The following is a 17,149-nucleotide window of genomic DNA, read 5'->3' as shown; positions in this document are numbered from 1 at the left end:
GGAAATGTAGTGGCTAAGACAAACAATGGCGTGTTTTGACTCAATATGTAGTGCCATTTAGCACGGATATTTCGGAGGGTTACGGACAAGTTGGCGGCGCGACGCCATTGGTGGCCTTCTGGAACCCGCGTGTTTCCTGGCCTGTAGCGGGGTGGTATTTTTTTGCAAGGGCTTTTTGTTGTGGTTGGCGCATTGCTCAACGGGCGGTCGGACGACATAATGTAGCCCCTTTTTTCTGCCCCTACATGTGGAAGGTTCCCGTGACTCAGAAGCCCGACCAGTGTCTTGGTGAATGGATCGACCGTGAAGCGCTCGCTGAAGCGATGATTCCGCTTATCGGTCAGCTGTACCGCAATAACAATGTGGTGAGCTCGATCTATGGCCGCAGCCTGATCAACCAATCAGTCATCGCGATTCTCAAGGCGCATCGCTTTGCTCGCCATCGTTCTGCCGACGACAGCGAACTCTCCGTCCACGAAACATTCCCTCTGCTCAAAGCCATGAGCGAGCTCAAGCTCGGCGCGGCCTCGGTAGACCTGGGCAAGTTGGCTTACAAATTCCGCAAAGAAGGTGCCGGCCGCAGCGCCGAGCAGTTCGTGCGTGAAGAAATGGCCGATGTAGTTGGCCAGCAAAACGCTGCTGCCCGTAAAGGCACCGATGTTGTGCTGTACGGCTTCGGTCGTATCGGCCGCCTGCTGGCACGCATCCTGATCGAAAAAACCGGTGGCGGCGACGGCCTGCGCCTGCGTGCCATCGTGGTGCGTAAAGGCGCCGAGAACGACCTGACCAAGCGTGCTAGCCTGCTGCGCCGCGACTCGGTACACGGTCCGTTCAACGGCACCATCGTCATCGACGAAGAAAACAACACCATCACCGCCAACGGTAACCTGATCCAGGTGATCTACGCGAAGAACCCGGCTGAGGTGGATTACACCCAGTACGGCATCAAGGACGCTCTGTTGGTGGATAACACCGGCGTATGGCGTGATGCCGAGGGCCTGGGCCAGCATTTGGCCTGCCCGGGTATCGACCGCGTTGTGCTGACTGCGCCTGGCAAAGGCAAGCTGAAGAACATCGTTCACGGTATCAACCACGGCGAAATCACCGCTGACGACAAGATCGTGTCCGCCGCTTCCTGCACCACCAACGCCATCGTGCCGGTGCTCAAGGCTGTGAATGACAAGTTCGGTATCGTTAACGGCCACGTTGAAACCGTTCACTCGTATACCAACGACCAGAACCTGATCGACAACTTCCACAAAGGCGATCGCCGTGGCCGTAGCGCCGCGTTGAACATGGTGATCACCGAGACCGGTGCTGCCACCGCTGCTGCCAAGGCCCTGCCTGAGCTGGCCGGCAAGCTGACCGGTAACGCGATCCGCGTGCCGACGCCGAACGTGTCGATGGCCATTCTCAACCTGAACCTTGAGAAAGCCGCCACCCGTGAAGAAATGAACGAGTACCTGCGCTACATGGCGCTGCACTCCGATCTGCATAAGCAAATCGACTTCGTTAACTCGCAGGAAGTGGTCTCCACCGACTTCGTTGGCTCGCGCCACGCTGGCGTAGTGGATGCTGAGGCAACCATCACCCAGGACAACCGCGTTGTGCTGTACGTTTGGTACGACAACGAGTTTGGCTACAGCTGCCAGGTGGTTCGCGTGATGGAAGACATGGCTGGGGTTAACCCGCCTGCGTTTCCGCGCTAAGCATTTGCAGTAAATGAAAAAGCCCCGACTGGTTCGGGGCTTTTTTATGGGTGTGGGTTTTGTGGTGTTTGGGTTGGCCTCTTCGCGGCATAGGTATCTACACATCTTTTTATGGGTTGAATTCTTTGGTTGTCGCGGGGGCGCTGGGGGGGGCGCTGGGTACATATCCGTTATTTGGGTAACGGCTGCTATGGGTTCCGCTCTTACAGCGGGTCACTTTTGGAAAAGAGCCCCAAAAGTAACCAAAAGGGCTCTTGCCCCACCACTCGGCACCTCGCTTAGGCTCGGTGTGCCCTCACGCAGGCTTTGGACCGTGGGCCGCCGCCATGGGCCATCCTTGGCCCATCGCGGCTAACCCGGCGTCCTGCCGGTTTACCCACGCTCCAAAGCCTGCGTTCGGCCAGCGTGGTTTAACGGGGCGCCTAAGATCAAAAGCAGATCAAGATCAAAAGCAAGAGCACGGCGGCCTAGTAGCCGACCTGAGTGGTTAGATCAAAAGCGAAGCCGAGGCGGCCTGACAGCCGACCTGATATTTGAAACTGAACTCAATCTAATGTGGGAGCTGGCTTGCCTGCGATGCAGACACCTCGGTCTATCAAGTACACCGAGTTGATGCCATCGCAGGCAAGCCCGCTCCCACAGTTGGATCTCGGTACATCAGACAGAGAGTGTGCTGCTGTGCTTTTGCCCTGCTTTTGCTTCTACCACTCAGGTCGGCTACTAGGCCGCCGTGCTCTTGCTTTTGATCTTGATCTTAGGCGCCCCGTTAAACCACGATGGCCGAACGCAGGCTTGAATCCGTGGGTAACCCGGCAGGACGCCGGGTTAGCCGCGATGGGCCAAGGATGGCCCATGGCGGCGGCCCACGGATTCAAGCCGGAGTGAGGGCATGCCGAGCCTAGGCGAGGCAACGAGTGGTGGGGCAAGAGCCCTTTTGGTTACTTTTGGGGCTCTTTTCCAAAAGTGACCCGCTGTAAGAGCGGAACCAATAGCCGCCGTTACCGCAGCAACGGATATGTACTCATATCTACCTAAAAAACCCTAACGCAACACAAAAAGTTGCGTAGATACCTATGCTCGCGAAAGCGCTCTATCAAGCGCCACCGACTACTGAAGCCTGCGCAGTCCTCAGTTCATGCCGATTGCCCTTGAACAGGACCAGTGTGGCAATCAAACCCAAAATCGCTGCCCCACTGAGCCAAATCCCCGGCGCTGCCTTGTTATCCAGCACATGAATCAAATAGGTACAGGCCGCCGGTGTAAACCCACCAAACGTCGCCGTCGCCAGGCTGTAGGCCAGGGAGAACCCGGTAGTGCGCACCTCCACCGGCATGATCTCCGTCAACGCCACCACCATCGCCCCGTTATACGAGCCATACAGGAACGACAGCCACAACAGCACAATCAGCAAATGGCTGAAGCTTGGGTTGACCACCAGCCACGACAGCGCCGGATACGCCGTAAGAATCGCCAGAATCGTCGCCCCAAGCAGCAAGGGTTTGCGCCCGATCTTGTCGGACACCGCGCCCATCACCGGCAGCCAGATGAAGTTGGAGATGCCCACGCACACCGTCACCAGCAACGCATCGAAGTCGGACAGATGCAGCTCGGCCTTGCCGAAGGTCGGGGTGTAGGCGGTGATCAGGTAGAACGACACGGTGGTCATCACCACCAGCGCCATGCCGGCGATGACGATGCCAAAGTTCTGGCCGATCGAGCGCATGATTTCCTGCAGGGTAGGGCGGTGTTTACGCGCCTGGAACTCGGGCGTTTCTTCCAGCGAGCGGCGAATCACAAAGATCACCGGCACGATCAAGCAGCCGATCAAGAACGGCACGCGCCAGCCCCAGTCACCCATGTCTTCGGGGCTGAGCCAGTGGTTCAAACCTACGCCGAGCAAACCGGCGAACACTACGGCGGCCTGTTGGCTGGCGGATTGCCAACTGACGAAAAAACCTTTGCGCCCCGGCGTGGCGATTTCCGCCAGGTACACCGACACACCGCCCAGTTCGACGCCGGCGGAGAAGCCTTGAAGCAGACGGCCGAACAGCACGATCAGCGGCGCAGCCACGCCCAACGTGGCATAGCCGGGCACGCAGGCGATGAGGATAGTACCGGCGGCCATCATGGCCAGGGTGATGACCAGGCCTTTCTTACGGCCGTGGCGGTCGATGTAGGCGCCGAGGAAGATCGCGCCCAAGGGCCGCATCAGAAAACCGGCGCCGAAGGTCGCCAGGGACAGCATCAGCGAGGCAAACGCGCTGTCGCTGGGGAAGAAGGTTTTGGCAATGGCCGTGGCGTAGAAGCCGTAGACCATGAAGTCGAACATCTCAAGGAAGTTACCGCTGACAACGCGAAAAATCGCCTTGCCTTTGCCCGTTGTAGTGGACATGTCATGCACTCATCTTGGCTGTCTTATTGGTGATCCTTGGTCATCACTCGTCCTTGCTGCAGTTTTGTAACCATATGTGTATTGGCCACTACCCGCAACAGAAACCGATAGCAAGCTGACTAAATGCCGCAAGAGCTGATGGCAATGAAAGCCTATGTGGGAGAGGGCTTGCTCGCGAAAGCGGTTTATCAGTAACTCATAAGCCGACTGACACACCGCCTTCGCGAGCAAGCCCGCTCTCACAGGGGATTTGCGTTTAATTCAGTAGGCTTTTGCGCAGGCTGTCCGACAGGCCTTTCGGCGCCAGCCAGATGCCCAGATAGGCTTTCGCCAATTCATCATCACCACTGCTGAACACCACCTGCTCATTAATCTCCAGGTTCAACCCGCGCCCAGGGCGGAAGTCCAAGGCATAGCGATCGCCGCTGCGGATGTTGCGGAAACTTGCATGCAGTTGATCCAACGCAGGCTTCAAACGGGCGAGGGTAGCGCTGCTTTGCTGGCGCTCCAGGGCGGTGGTGGCCGCCTTGATCACATCGTTACGGTCGATGTCGCGAAAGTAATACAACGCCAGGCGCAGGTCCTTTTGCTGGTCCCAGGCCTGTTTCGCGCGCAGGTTGGCCGGGGCGTACAGCGCTGCCGCGTAGACATCCGCCCAGAGATAGACCAGCACGGCCTGGTTTTTCCGGGCCAGGTCCTGAGATTGCGCAGGGAAAGCCGCCTGCCTGAGCCGGTCCGCTTCACTGGCTTGCACGGTCACAGAGAAAATCAGCAATAAACACAAAAGCACATGCCGCATAATGGCTCGTCCTGCAAAGGTTCGTGTCAGCAGTGTAATGCCAGTTTCCTGCTGCTGTAGTAAAGGCAAGGCTGGCCTACGACGCGACCAAGGGTTAATGTTCGCGGCGTTGAGCCTTATATAGACTGTGCCCCGGCTCACACACTTGAGCCAAATTGTCCTTCATGCCCGCTGGCCGCGGCATGATTTAGCCAGGCGTCCAACCGTGCGCCTGGCCTGTTCTGAGGAGTACGCATGGCTGTCTACAACTACGACGTGGTGGTACTGGGTTCCGGCCCGGCTGGAGAAGGTGCGGCGATGAACGCCGCCAAAGCTGGGCGCAAGGTGGCGATGGTCGATAGCCGTCGCCAGGTCGGCGGTAACTGCACCCACCTGGGTACCATCCCGTCTAAGGCCTTGCGTCACTCGGTGCGCCAGATCATGCAGTTCAACACCAACCCGATGTTCCGGGCCATTGGTGAGCCGCGCTGGTTCTCGTTCCCGGACGTGTTGAAAAGCGCTGAAAAAGTCATCTCCAAGCAAGTCGCCTCGCGTACCGGCTACTACGCCCGTAACCGCGTCGACCTGTTCTTCGGCACCGGCAGCTTTGCCGATGAGCAAACCGTCGAAGTGGTCTGCGCCAACGGCGTGGTCGAGAAGCTGGTGGCCAAGCACATCATCATCGCCACCGGTTCGCGGCCGTATCGCCCGGCGGACATCGATTTCCACCACCCGCGTATCTACGATAGCGACACCATCCTGAGCCTGGGCCACACCCCGCGCAAACTGATCATCTACGGCGCCGGTGTAATCGGCTGTGAATACGCCTCGATCTTCAGCGGCCTGGGTGTTCTGGTGGAGCTGGTGGATAACCGCGACCAGCTGCTGAGCTTCCTCGACTCGGAAATTTCCCAGGCGTTGAGCTACCACTTCAGCAACAACAACATCACCGTGCGCCATAACGAAGAGTACGAGCGGGTCGAAGGCCTGGACAACGGCGTGATCCTGCACCTCAAGTCCGGCAAGAAGATCAAGGCCGACGCCTTGCTGTGGTGCAACGGCCGTACCGGCAACACCGACAAGCTGGGCATGGAAAACGTCGGGGTCAAGGTCAACAGCCGTGGCCAGATCGAAGTGGACGAGAACTACCGCACCTGCGTGACCAATATCTATGGCGCCGGTGACGTGATCGGCTGGCCAAGCCTGGCGAGTGCCGCGCATGACCAAGGCCGTTCGGCGGCCGGCAGCATTGTCGACAACGGCAGCTGGCGCTATGTGAACGACGTGCCGACCGGGATCTACACCATTCCCGAGATCAGCTCGATCGGCAAGAACGAACACGAACTGACCAAGGCCAAGGTGCCTTATGAAGTCGGCAAGGCGTTCTTCAAGAGCATGGCGCGTGCGCAGATCGCCGGCGAGCCGCAAGGCATGCTCAAGATCCTGTTCCACCGCGAAACCCTGGAAGTCCTCGGCGTGCATTGCTTCGGCTACCAGGCCTCGGAGATCGTGCACATTGGCCAGGCGATCATGAACCAGCCGGGCGAGCAAAATACCCTCAAGTATTTTGTGAACACCACGTTCAACTACCCGACCATGGCAGAAGCCTATCGGGTAGCGGCCTACGATGGCCTCAACCGGCTTTTTTGAGCGGCTCCGGCCGGTGGCCTGAGCCGGCCGGGGAGACCGATTTCAGTAATTCTCGAGGGTGGCAGTGGCCAAACCGGGAAAGTCTGTAATCAGGCTATCTACGCCGAAGTCGGCGAGCCTGCGCATCAGCGCAGGTTCGTTGACCGTCCACACGGACACGTGCAAATCCTGGCGCTGGGCTTTTTCCAGACGCTCGGGGGTGCACAACGTCCAGTTCAACGCCAGGTATTCACAGCCGTAGTTTTGCGCGACCTTCAGCGGGTCGAGCCAGGCGTATTCGGCGACCAGTCCCCGCGACAGGTCCGGGGTGAGTTCAACCGCCGCTTTCAATACTTCCCGCGAACTTGAGGTCACCGTGACCTTGTCCATCAGGCCATGACGCACGGCCATCTCACGAATTGCCAGCACGGTAGTCGCGGCGCGGGTGCGTGAGGCGCTTTTGACTTCCAGTTGCCAGTGATCGAAGTCGCACTTTTCGAACAGTTCTTCCAAGCGTGGGATCGGGCACGGGTTGACCCAGCCAGGGCCGCCTTTGCGCGCGTCCATCTTCACAAGGTCGGCCGCCGAATACTCGACGACTTTGCCGCGCCGGTCGGCGGTACGTTTGAGGGTCGGGTCGTGGATCACCATCAACTCGCCGTCCATGGACAGGTGCAAGTCCAGTTCGCAGCGGCGTACACCGTGCTTGAGGCACTCCTGAAAGCTGGTCAGGGTGTTTTCCGGTGCTTCGCCTTTGGCACCGCGGTGGCCATAAATCAGGGTCACAGTTGCTCCTTTGCGCCGGATAGCCCGGCGGGGTCATACGAGATTCAGGTGTCTTGGGCGTCGCTCTGTTCCCGCGCCAGGCGTCGTTCCTGGGCTTGTTTCTGCAGAATGTAGCGCGCCAGCAGCTGGCGCTGGGCATCGGTCATGGATTCGAACTCCGTGCCTACGTCAAACCGGTCGCCCTTGGCGTCGCAATGGGTGACGCGGGCACGCAGCAGCAGGCCGAGCGCCTGGGGCATCAATACCAGCTTGACCGCCAGGTGCGCGCCAGGCGCCAAGGGCGTGGGGTGCTGGAAGTCGATGCCGCCTTCGGAAATGATCACCGGCTGCGGCGCGCCCACCTCATCCAGCAGGCCGCGCGCCATGATCTGGCTGAGCAGGTCCACGCGTTTGTTCTGGACTTTGAGGAAGGCGGCCAGGCTGCGATCCTTCTCGTTGATCTGGCGCAGCAGGTGCTGGGCTTCGAATTCGCTGAGGTGCAATTCGCTGAGCAGGTTGAATAGCGGCGAATCATCCAGCAACACTTCCTTGCTCGCCGCTTCCGGGGCAGACAGTGCGCTGATTTGAAGTGCGATCATGTCGTCGATACGGTAGTATTCGCGGCGTTCTTCTTCATCTAATGTCGACATGGCGAACCCAAAGTAGCGGTAATGGTCTGAGTGTAAAGCTGCTTACCTGACCCCGCCACCGGGACGTCTTCTTTTCCTCCGAACAAGCCCCGACATGTTCAGACCTCTCTTCGTATTTATCGGCACGCGTTATACCCGTGCAAAGCGTCGCAATCATTTTGTGTCGTTCATTTCCCTGACCTCGATGATCGGGCTCGCCTTGGGCGTGGTCGTGATGATTGTGGTGCTGTCGGTGATGAACGGCTTCGATCATGAGATGCGCACCCGCGTGCTGGGCATGGTGCCCCACGCGACCATCGAGGGCGATTCGCCCATCAGCGACTGGCCTAGCCTTGCCGACAAGGTCAAGCAGAACCCCAAGGTAGTGGCCGTTGCGCCGTTTACCCAGATGCAGGGGTTGCTGACCAACGACGGCAAGGTGCAGAAAATCCTGCTCAATGGCATCGATCCGGCTCAGGAACGTAACGTGTCGATCATCGACAAGTTCATGTTGCAGGGCAAACTCGACGAGTTGGCGCCCGGAAGCTTCGGCATCGTGATCGGCGACAAGGCCGCGGCCAAGCTCGGCGTGGGCATCGGCGACAAGCTGACCTTCGTCGCTCCGGAAGTCACCGTGACCCCGGCCGGCATGTTCCCACGTATGAAGCGCTTCACCGTGGTCGGCACCTTCCACGTCGGCGCCGGCGAGATCGACGGCTATCTTGGCCTGACCAACCTCACCGATCTGGCGCGCCTGCATCGCTGGAAGCCGGATCAGGTGCAGGGCCTGCGCCTCAAATTCAACGACCTGTTCGAGGCACCGCGCGGCGCCTGGGAAATCGCCCAGCATTTGGGTGAATCCCAGTACTACGCCCGCGACTGGACCCGCACTCACGGCAACCTCTACCAGGCCATCCGCATGGAAAAAGCCATGATCGGCCTGTTGTTGCTGCTGATCGTCGCCGTGGCGGCGTTCAACATCATCTCCACCTTGGTGATGGTGGTGAACGACAAGAAGGGCGACATCGCCATCCTGCGCACCCTTGGCGCCACGCCGGGGCAGATCATGGCGATCTTCATGGTGCAGGGCACCGTGATCGGCGTGGTCGGCACCTTGATCGGCACCGCGGTCGGCATCCTGGCGGCACTGAACGTCAGCGCCGCCATCGCCGCGCTGGAAAAAGTCCTCGGCCACAAGTTTCTTAATGCCGACGTCTACTTCATCGACTACTTACCGTCCCAGGTTCAGGCCCAGGACGTGTTGATGGTGGGCGGCGCTGCGTTGGTCCTGAGTTTTCTTGCCACCCTGTATCCAGCCTGGCGCGCGGCACGTACCCAGCCAGCACAGGCCTTACGTTATGAGTGAATCGGGCATGAGTGAAAAAGCAATCCTGAGCTGCCGCAACCTGGGCAAATCCTACGAGGAAGGTCCGGAATCGGTGGTGGTGTTGTCCAACCTGCAGCTGGAACTGCACCCGGGCGAGCGCGTGGCGATCGTCGGCAGTTCCGGTTCCGGCAAAAGTACCTTGCTCAACCTGTTGGGCGGCCTTGATACGCCGTCCCAGGGCAGCGTGTGGCTGGCCGGCGAAGAACTGTCGGCCCTGGGTGAGAAAGCGCGTGGCCAACTGCGCAACCGTTCGTTGGGCTTTGTGTATCAGTTCCACCACCTGCTGGCGGAATTCACCGCGCTGGAAAACGTGTGCATGCCGCTGCTGATCGGCAAGACCGCGATCCCGCAAGCGCGCCAGCGTGCCACAGCCCTGCTGGAGCGCGTTGGCCTCGGGCATCGCCTGGAGCACAAGCCGGCCGAGCTGTCTGGCGGTGAGCGCCAGCGTGTGGCAATCGCCCGCGCCCTGGTGAACAACCCAGGGCTGGTGATGCTCGATGAGCCAACCGGCAACCTCGACGCCCACACCGCCCAGGGCATCAAGGACTTGATGCTGGAACTGAGCACCCAGATGCGCACCGCGTTCCTGGTGGTGACCCATGACATGAGCATGGCCCGCCAGATGGACCGTGTGCTGCACCTGCAGGAAGGTCATTTGGTCGCCATCTGACCCGTTTCAAGCCCGGCGCCTGGCGCTGGGCTTTTTCATTTTTTTAAACGGTGCCCGCGAATGTTCAGACCGTTATCGATTTTCATCGGCACGCGCTATACCCGCGCCAAGCGCCGCAACCGTTTTGTTTCGTTTATCTCGATGACCTCGATGATCGGCCTCGCCCTCGGCGTGCTGGCGATGATCGTGGTGTTGTCGGTGATGAACGGCTTCCAGCGTGAAATGAGCTCACGCATCCTCGGCATGGTGCCCCACGCCACCATCGTCGGCGTGAATCCGATTGATGACTGGCAGCCCGTGGCGGCTGCGGCGATGAAGAACCCTGAAGTCACCGCCGCAGTGCCGTTCACACAGATGGACGGCATGTTTTCCTACAAGGGCGCGATGCAGCCGATCGAAATCAGCGGCGTCGACCCGGCCCAGGAAGGCAAGGTCTCGATCGTGGCCCAGCATATCGTGCGCGGGAAACTGGAAGACCTGAAGGCCGGCGAATTTGGCGTGGTCATCGGCGACATCACCGCTCGGCGCTTCCGCCTGAGCGTGGGCGACAAGCTGACCCTGATCGTCCCGGAAATCAGCACTGCCCCGGGTGGCTTCACCCCGCGCATGCAGCGGTTGAACGTGGTCGGTATCTTCAAGGTCGGCGCTGAGCTGGACGGCTCCATGGCCTTGATCAACATGGCTGACGCTGCCGAGATACAGCATTGGCAGCCCAACCAGGTGCAAAGTGTGCGCCTGGCGGTGAAAGACCTGTATGCAGCGCCCAAAGTCTCGGCGGACATCGCCGCCAGCCTTGGCGCAGCCTACAAGCCCGATGACTGGACCCACACCCAGGGCAGCCTGTTCAGCGCGATGAAGATGGAAAAGACCATGATCGGCCTGCTGTTGCTGATGATCGTCGCCGTTGCCGCGTTCAACATCATCGCCACCTTGATCATGGTGGTGAACGACAAGGGCGCAGACATCGCGATCTTGCGCACCATCGGCGCCACGCCACGCCAGATCATGGCGATCTTCATGGTGCAGGGCACGGTGATTGGTATTGTCGGCACCTTGATCGGCGGCGTACTGGGCGTGATTGCGGCGCTGAACGTGAGTGAACTGGTGGGCTGGCTGGAGCGCGTGAGCGGGCAGCATATCTTCAGTTCGGATGTGTACTTCGTCAGCAACCTGCCTTCGGAACTGCAAGGCGGCGATGTGCTGCTGATTTGCACGGCTGGGTTTGTGTTGAGCTTTTTGGCGACTGTTTACCCGGCGTATCGGGCGGCGAAGATTGAGCCGGCGCATGCGCTCAGGTATTCCTGACGTGCTCGTTCCCACGCTCAGCGTGGGAACGATCAACGTTGTAATCTAGCAGTCAGCTGGCTGGTAGCGGCGCCATCTTAGAGTGCTGGCGAAGCTGTTCACACACGTTTGGAGAATTGAGATGGCGTTGCGTACACCTCTGATATTGGCGGGCTGCCTGTTGGCATTGAGTTTCGCTGCTGTGGCTGACACGGCCCACACCTTCGCCTTTGGCCAGCCGGCGTCTGCCGACAAAGCCACGCGCACCGTGGAAGTGGTGCTGCAGGACATTTCCTTTTCGCCCAAGTCGATCGACGTAAAAGCCGGTGAGACCGTGCGCTTTGTACTGGTCAACAAAGGCCAGTTGCTCCACGAATTCAACCTGGGCGACGCGGCGATGCATGCCGAACACCAGAAGGAAATGTTAAAGATGCAGGCCAGCGGCATGCTCACCGCTACCGGCATGGGCAAGATGGACCACAGCGCCATGCGTCAGGATGATATGCGCCATGGCGACATGAGTGGCATGAAGCATGACGATCCCAACAGCGTGCTGGTCGAACCCGGCAAGACTGCCGAGCTGACCTGGACCTTCACCAAAGCCACGGGTCTGGAGTTTGCCTGCAATCTCCCTGGGCATTATCAGGCCGGCATGGTCGGCAAACTGACCGTTGAGTGAGGCGTTTCTTAAGGGCGGGAGCAAAGGCTGGTAGACTGGCGCGGTTTATTTAGCCAGGTTTCCGCCATGCATCCCGCAGCCGAACATTCGCCGCTGGGCAAGTCCAGTGAATACATCAGCACCTACACCCCATCGTTGCTGTTCCCGATCCCTCGCGCCGCCAAGTGGGCCGAGCTGGGCCTGAGCGCCGAAACACTGCCGTATAAAGGCGTGGATTTCTGGAACTGCTTCGAATTGTCCTGGCTGCTGCCGTCGGGCAAGCCGGTGGTGGCCATCGGTGAGTTCAGCATCCCGGCCGACTCGCCGAATATCATCGAGTCCAAGTCCTTTAAGCTCTACCTCAACTCGTTGAACCAGACCGCGTTTGCCGATACGGCAAGCCTGGAAGCGACCTTGCGCACCGACCTAAGCGCCGCCGCCGGCAAGCCGGTGAGCGTGCGCATCCGCCGTTTGGCCGAGGTTGAAGCCGAAGGTGTGCAGGCACTGCCGGGCGTGTGCATTGACGAGTTGGACATCAGCGTCAGCAACTACGAACACCCGCGCCCGGAACTGCTGCGCTGCGATGACTCGCGCATTGTCGAGGAGAGCGTGCACAGCCACTTGCTCAAATCCAACTGCCCGGTCACCAGTCAGCCCGATTGGGGCAGCGTGGCGGTGGAATACCGGGGTTCGGCACTGGATCACGCCAGCCTGCTGGAGTACCTGGTGAGCTTTCGCCAGCACTCCGACTTCCATGAACAGTGTGTGGAGCGTATTTTTCTCGACCTGCAGCGCTTGCTCAAGCCGCAGAAACTGACGGTGTATGCGCGCTATGTGCGCCGGGGCGGGTTGGATATCAACCCGTACCGCAGCACGGAAGATGTGCAGTTCCAAAACCTGCGACTGGCCCGTCAGTAGCCTTCACGCAAAACAAATGTGGGAGCTGGCTTGCCTGCGATAGCAATTTTCAGTCATCCATAGGTGACTGATACACCGCTATCGCAGGCAAGCCCGCGCCCACATTTTGGTTCTGCGTTTGGCTTGGGCTGGGGTTAGATCCCGATATTGCCCAAGGTGATCACGATATTGCGCAGCGTCCCCGCAATACCTGGGTGATCCAGTTCGAAGCCTTCCACTGCGCGATTCACATCGTCAGCGATACTCGGGGATTGGGTGGCGGGTTCCAACTCAAGTTGCACTTCAAACTTCGCAATCAATTCTTCCAGCGCCTCACGCTTTTCGGGTGGCAGCGGTGGCTCCTGGTTCAATTGCTCGCGCAGGATGGTGACCTGTTCTTGCAGTTTTTCGCGGGCAGGCATGGCGTTCTTCCTTTTATCGATAGGCACTGGCATAGACCGCGGCACGTCGCGAAAGGTCTACGGGCTGACCTGTAGATTAATCCACCGGCGCCCTTAGTGCATGATCTCGATCAGGGCTTCTCGCCTTTGAGCTGGCGCAGGCTGATGTCGGCCAGGCAGGTGCCGAGTTCACCGAGGTGATCGATCACCGAGTGCACGCCCAACCCATACAGCGCCACCGTGGCCTTGCCGCGCTTGTACTCGCGTTGTTGCTCGGTCAGCGCCTGCCATTGCTCGGGCCCCAGGCCACACAGCGAGCCGCAGGACGCCAGGCCAATGGTCCACAACCCGGCATTCAGGCCCGCTTGCAGCAAGCGCGGCTCGCCGCTGACCAGTACGCAGCCTTCCAGGCGTTCGATATTCAGTTCCATCAAGGCCTGCCAGCACGCATGCGGCGCCGGCCAGCGGATGGAGGAGGGCGAGGCCGCCTTGATCCAGTCGGGCAGTGCGGCAGCCAGCGGGGTGGTGACCGAGGGGGGCAGTTCGTCCAGCCAGGCGCAGGGCACGCCCTGGTCCTTGAGGCTGCGCAGGCTCTTCAGCGCGCCCGGCGTGGCGTGGGAGTCCGGGGCGGGCGAATCGGTGCGCGCCTGGGAACCAAAATCCACCAGGCAGCCACTCAGGCCAAAGAGTACGGCAGTCAAAGAAGGGGCATTGGCGACGGCAATCTCGGCGTGAGGCATTTCTACATCCCTGAAATAGCAATGACGCTATCGAGGCGGGATGACAAGCGCATGACACTGAGGGGTAATTGTAGGAGTTTTGTGCATTTTTCGTATGTCGTTTCCTCGCAGCTGCCTAAACCAGCACTTCCGTCATATACTGACATCCTTATTCAGGGCATAGCGCCCATGACAGACCATTCAAGGAGCAAAAGCTATGCGCTGGAGCCACTACTTCGCTCAGCTATCTGTGTGTGCCACTGTCCTGTTGGCCCCGTTCGCGGCCCAGGCTGCGTCGGAAGACGACCCGTGGGAAAGCGTCAACCGCCCGATCTTCACCTTCAACGACACCGTTGATACCTACGCGCTCAAGCCAATTGCCCAGGGTTATCAGTTTGTCACCCCGCAATTTGTGCAAGACGGCGTGCACAACTTCTTCCGCAACATCGGCGATGTTGGCAATCTGGCCAACAACGTGCTGCAGCTCAAGCCGCACGCCGCCGGTGTGGACACTGCCCGCCTGCTGATGAACACCACCTTTGGCGTGCTGGGCTTTATTGATGTCGGCACCAAAATGGGGCTGCAGCGCAGCGATGAAGACTTCGGCCAGACCCTCGGTTACTGGGGCGTCGGCAGCGGTCCTTACGTGATGCTGCCGCTGCTGGGCCCAAGCACCTTGCGTGATGCGCCGTCCAAATACGTCGACAGCTACACCCAGCCGTACCGCTACATGAACGACATCGGCTGGCGTAACAGCACCTTCGGCCTGAACATTGTCGATACCCGTGCCAGCCTGCTCGACAGCGAGAAGCTGATCACCGGTGACAAGTACACCTTCATCCGTAACGCTTACTTGCAGAACCGTGAGTTCAAGGTCAAAGACGGCAAGGTCGTCGACGACTTTTAAGCTGTGATGTTTTGAAACGAAAAAAGGCGACCCAAGTGGTCGCCTTTTTTTGTGCGCGGTTTCAGCGCATTTTCAAGATCTTGAGGCCCAATTGCTGATCTGTATCTGTGGCCTTGGTCCATACCACTTCGGTATCTGCTTCCAGGCCCTTGAGAGCGGCGTGATCTGAATCGATCCGCACGGTCAGTTGGTCGCCCACCTGAAACTGGCGCGGCGCCTGGACCTGCATGCCAGAGCTGGAAAGGTCCACGCAGACCCCGGCAATCTCCTGCCCTGCGTGGATCAACGACACATCGGCATCCACTCGCATGCGGATGAAATCGCGTTTTTCGGCGTAGTCGCGCTCGTGTTCGCTCACGGGTTCCATCCTTACTTTGTGTTGTGGTCGTGAGTGTTCTTATAACTCCCAGTGATTTGCGGTGTAAAGACGCTTGGCGACCATCGGCATGAGCTTGAAACCCCTGACGGATGGGAGTACCGTCTGCGCCTTAGAAGGGCACCTCTGCTTTACCTTTGTGCATGGGCAAAATCCCAATGCTTTGTAGGACAGAGTGGCTAGAAAGCGAATCCAGTAAGTGCGCCCGGCCATTGTCGAGCCACCTACGCCAACCTAATTCTGGCGCCGTTTGCCCACATGCAAAAAACCAGTGCCACGCTGCTGATAATCGATGACGACGAAGTAGTGCGCGCGAGCCTCGCGGCCTATTTGGAAGACAGTGGCTTCAGCGTCCTGCAGGCCAGCAATGGCCAACAGGGTCTCCAGGTATTCGGGCGCGACAAGCCCGACCTTGTGATCTGCGATCTGCGCATGCCCCAGATGGGCGGCCTCGAACTGATCCGCCAGGTGACTGAGCTTGCCCCGCAGACGCCGGTGATTGTCGTGTCCGGTGCCGGCGTGATGAACGACGCCGTCGAGGCCTTGCGCCTGGGCGCCGCCGATTACCTGATCAAACCCCTGGAAGACCTGGCCGTGCTGGAGCACTCGGTGCGCCGCGCACTGGACCGTGCCCGCCTACTGCTGGAAAACCAGCGCTACCGCGAAAAGCTCGAAACCGCCAACCGCGAACTCGAAGCCAGCCTCAACCTGCTCCAGGAAGACCAGAACGCCGGTCGCCAGGTGCAGATGAACATGCTGCCGGTCAGCCCCTGGACCATCGATGAGTTCAAGTTCGCTCACCAGATCATCCCGTCGTTGTACCTGTCGGGTGATTTTGTCGACTATTTCCGCGTCGACGAGCGGCGTGTCGCGTTCTACCTGGCCGACGTCTCCGGCCACGGTGCTTCATCTGCTTTTGTCACCGTGTTGTTGAAGTTCATGACCACACGGCTGCTGTTCGAATCCAAGCGCAATGGCACCTTGCCGGAGTTCACCCCCTCCGAGGTGCTGGGCCACATCAACCGAGGCCTGATCAGCTGTAAGCTGGGCAAGCACGTGACGATGGTCGGCGGCGTAATTGATGAAGAAACGGGTCTTTTGACCTACAGCATCGGCGGTCACCTGCCGATGCCGGTTTTATACACTCCAGACAGTGTGCGTTACCTGGAAGGGCGTGGTCTGCCGGTGGGCTTGTTCAATGAAGCCACCTACGAAGACCACATCCTGGAACTGCCGCCGACCTTCAGCCTCACGCTGATGTCCGACGGTATCCTGGACCTTCTTCCAGAGCCTACACTCAAAGAGAAAGAAGCCGCCTTGCCCCAAAAGGTCAAGTCGGCGGGCGGCAGCCTGGATGGCCTGCGGCAGGTTTTTGGATTGGCCACGCTAGGGGAGATGCCGGATGATATCGCCCTATTGGTGTTGAGCAGGAATCTTTGATGAGTACCGGAAGAATCCAATTCGCCGAGCAAGACGGGACCTTCGTCCTGAAGTTTGTCGGTGAAGTGCGCCTGACCTTGTGTTCGGCGCTGGATGCAACGATTGAGCGGATTTTCACAGCCCTGAATTTCTCGGCGATCGTGATCGATCTGACCGAAACCCGCAGCATCGACAGCACCACCCTGGGCCTGTTGGCCAAGTTGTCCATTCTGTCTCGGCAGAAGGTCGGCCTGTTGCCGACTGTGGTCACCACCCACGAAGACATCACCCGTCTGCTGCAGTCCATGGGCTTTGATCAAGTGTTCAACATCGTTGACCGCCCGATCCCCTGCCCGGAATGCCTGACCGACCTGCCTTCGCAAGACCAGTCCGAAGAAGTGGTACGGGTCAAGGTGCTCGAAGCGCACAAGATCCTGATGGGCCTGAACGAGTCCAACCGCGAAGCGTTCCATGACCTTGTGAACGCCCTAGAGCGCCACTAAGCCCCCGCTGCTGAGAACAACACAGT

General features: G+C 59.4%; 17 protein-coding genes. 10 read left to right on the top strand and 7 right to left on the bottom strand.

Annotation, left to right across the window (positions count from 1 at the left end):
- The first annotated feature begins 245 nt into the window (after positions 1-245).
- Entirely contained in the window at positions 246-1,709 is a 1,464-nt protein-coding gene (locus ACI77I_RS27420) for a glyceraldehyde-3-phosphate dehydrogenase (protein ID WP_017137429.1), read from the top strand.
- A 1,093-nt stretch (positions 1,710-2,802) separates the two neighbouring features.
- On the opposite strand, the gene ACI77I_RS27415 is transcribed toward ACI77I_RS27420, so the two are convergent.
- Both ACI77I_RS27415 and ACI77I_RS27410 read right to left on the bottom strand, forming a co-directional pair.
- Positions 2,803-4,101 (bottom strand): MFS transporter, encoded by a 1,299-nt coding sequence (locus ACI77I_RS27415; protein ID WP_242154983.1) that lies wholly within the window; start codon positions 4,099-4,101, stop codon positions 2,803-2,805.
- Between the two features lie 256 nt (positions 4,102-4,357).
- A complete protein-coding gene (locus tag ACI77I_RS27410; RefSeq protein WP_094953074.1) occupies positions 4,358-4,900 on the bottom strand; it encodes a chalcone isomerase family protein in 543 nt (180 codons plus the stop codon).
- A gap of 234 nt (positions 4,901-5,134) precedes the next feature.
- Between ACI77I_RS27410 and sthA the strand changes: the two genes are divergently transcribed.
- Positions 5,135-6,529: a Si-specific NAD(P)(+) transhydrogenase gene (sthA, locus tag ACI77I_RS27405; protein WP_083359549.1), complete on the top strand. Its 1,395-nt coding sequence runs from the start codon at positions 5,135-5,137 to the stop codon at positions 6,527-6,529.
- Positions 6,530-6,571: 42 nt separating this feature from the next.
- Here the strand turns inward: sthA and ACI77I_RS27400 are convergent, their stop codons facing one another.
- Together ACI77I_RS27400 and ACI77I_RS27395 are read right to left on the bottom strand one after the other, a co-directional pair.
- Entirely contained in the window at positions 6,572-7,294 is a 723-nt protein-coding gene (locus ACI77I_RS27400; protein WP_406999321.1) for a glycerophosphodiester phosphodiesterase, read from the bottom strand.
- 44 nt (positions 7,295-7,338) lie between these two features.
- On the bottom strand, positions 7,339-7,923 hold the full coding sequence (locus tag ACI77I_RS27395) for a PilZ domain-containing protein (protein WP_406999319.1): 585 nt from the start codon (positions 7,921-7,923) through the stop codon (positions 7,339-7,341).
- A gap of 94 nt (positions 7,924-8,017) precedes the next feature.
- Between ACI77I_RS27395 and ACI77I_RS27390 the strand changes: the two genes are divergently transcribed.
- The 5 genes from ACI77I_RS27390 to queF all read left to right on the top strand — a co-directional run bounded on the left by ACI77I_RS27390 (position 8,018) and on the right by queF (position 12,819).
- Positions 8,018-9,268: a lipoprotein-releasing ABC transporter permease subunit gene (locus ACI77I_RS27390; protein ID WP_094953077.1), complete on the top strand. Its 1,251-nt coding sequence runs from the start codon at positions 8,018-8,020 to the stop codon at positions 9,266-9,268.
- A 7-nt stretch (positions 9,269-9,275) separates the two neighbouring features.
- A complete protein-coding gene (gene lolD / locus ACI77I_RS27385) occupies positions 9,276-9,959 on the top strand; it encodes a lipoprotein-releasing ABC transporter ATP-binding protein LolD (RefSeq protein WP_176462998.1) in 684 nt (227 codons plus the stop codon).
- 60 nt (positions 9,960-10,019) lie between these two features.
- Positions 10,020-11,264 (top strand): lipoprotein-releasing ABC transporter permease subunit, encoded by a 1,245-nt coding sequence (locus ACI77I_RS27380; protein WP_406999317.1) that lies wholly within the window; start codon positions 10,020-10,022, stop codon positions 11,262-11,264.
- A gap of 121 nt (positions 11,265-11,385) precedes the next feature.
- A complete protein-coding gene (locus ACI77I_RS27375) occupies positions 11,386-11,922 on the top strand; it encodes a plastocyanin/azurin family copper-binding protein (protein ID WP_406999315.1) in 537 nt (178 codons plus the stop codon).
- A 66-nt stretch (positions 11,923-11,988) separates the two neighbouring features.
- On the top strand, positions 11,989-12,819 hold the full coding sequence (gene queF / locus ACI77I_RS27370) for an NADPH-dependent 7-cyano-7-deazaguanine reductase QueF (RefSeq protein WP_242154988.1): 831 nt from the start codon (positions 11,989-11,991) through the stop codon (positions 12,817-12,819).
- Between the two features lie 134 nt (positions 12,820-12,953).
- Here the strand turns inward: queF and ACI77I_RS27365 are convergent, their stop codons facing one another.
- Positions 12,954-13,220 carry a DUF4404 family protein gene (locus ACI77I_RS27365; protein WP_094953082.1) on the bottom strand — a complete coding sequence of 89 codons (267 nt, stop codon included), beginning with the start codon at positions 13,218-13,220 and terminating at the stop codon, positions 12,954-12,956.
- A 110-nt stretch (positions 13,221-13,330) separates the two neighbouring features.
- The gene (locus ACI77I_RS27360) at positions 13,331-13,939 is read right to left on the bottom strand and encodes an HAD family phosphatase (RefSeq protein ID WP_242154989.1); all 609 of its coding nucleotides are present in this window, start codon (positions 13,937-13,939) and stop codon (positions 13,331-13,333) included.
- Positions 13,940-14,135: 196 nt separating this feature from the next.
- Here ACI77I_RS27360 and ACI77I_RS27355 point away from each other — a divergent pair, with 196 nt between their 5' ends.
- Positions 14,136-14,825 carry a VacJ family lipoprotein gene (locus ACI77I_RS27355; RefSeq protein ID WP_094953084.1) on the top strand — a complete coding sequence of 230 codons (690 nt, stop codon included), beginning with the start codon at positions 14,136-14,138 and terminating at the stop codon, positions 14,823-14,825.
- Positions 14,826-14,886: 61 nt separating this feature from the next.
- Here ACI77I_RS27355 and ACI77I_RS27350 read toward each other — a convergent pair whose 3' ends face one another.
- A complete protein-coding gene (locus ACI77I_RS27350; RefSeq protein ID WP_094953085.1) occupies positions 14,887-15,183 on the bottom strand; it encodes a PilZ domain-containing protein in 297 nt (98 codons plus the stop codon).
- Positions 15,184-15,459: 276 nt separating this feature from the next.
- On the opposite strand from ACI77I_RS27350, the gene rssB reads away from it, so the two are divergent.
- Both rssB and rssC read left to right on the top strand, forming a co-directional pair.
- Entirely contained in the window at positions 15,460-16,641 is a 1,182-nt protein-coding gene (gene rssB / locus ACI77I_RS27345) for a two-component system response regulator RssB (protein ID WP_094953087.1), read from the top strand.
- Complete coding sequence (gene rssC, locus ACI77I_RS27340) at positions 16,641-17,123, top strand: anti-sigma factor antagonist RssC (RefSeq protein WP_003172602.1); 483 nt, start codon at positions 16,641-16,643, stop codon at positions 17,121-17,123. Before rssB ends, rssC begins: the two co-directional genes overlap by 1 nt.
- Positions 17,124-17,149: the final 26 nt, after the last annotated feature.

This window comes from Pseudomonas sp. D47 (assembly GCF_045447305.1).
Classification (GTDB): domain Bacteria; phylum Pseudomonadota; class Gammaproteobacteria; order Pseudomonadales; family Pseudomonadaceae; genus Aquipseudomonas.
Note: the sequence above shows the minus strand (reverse complement) of the source record. Positions and strands in the feature narration are given on the sequence as shown.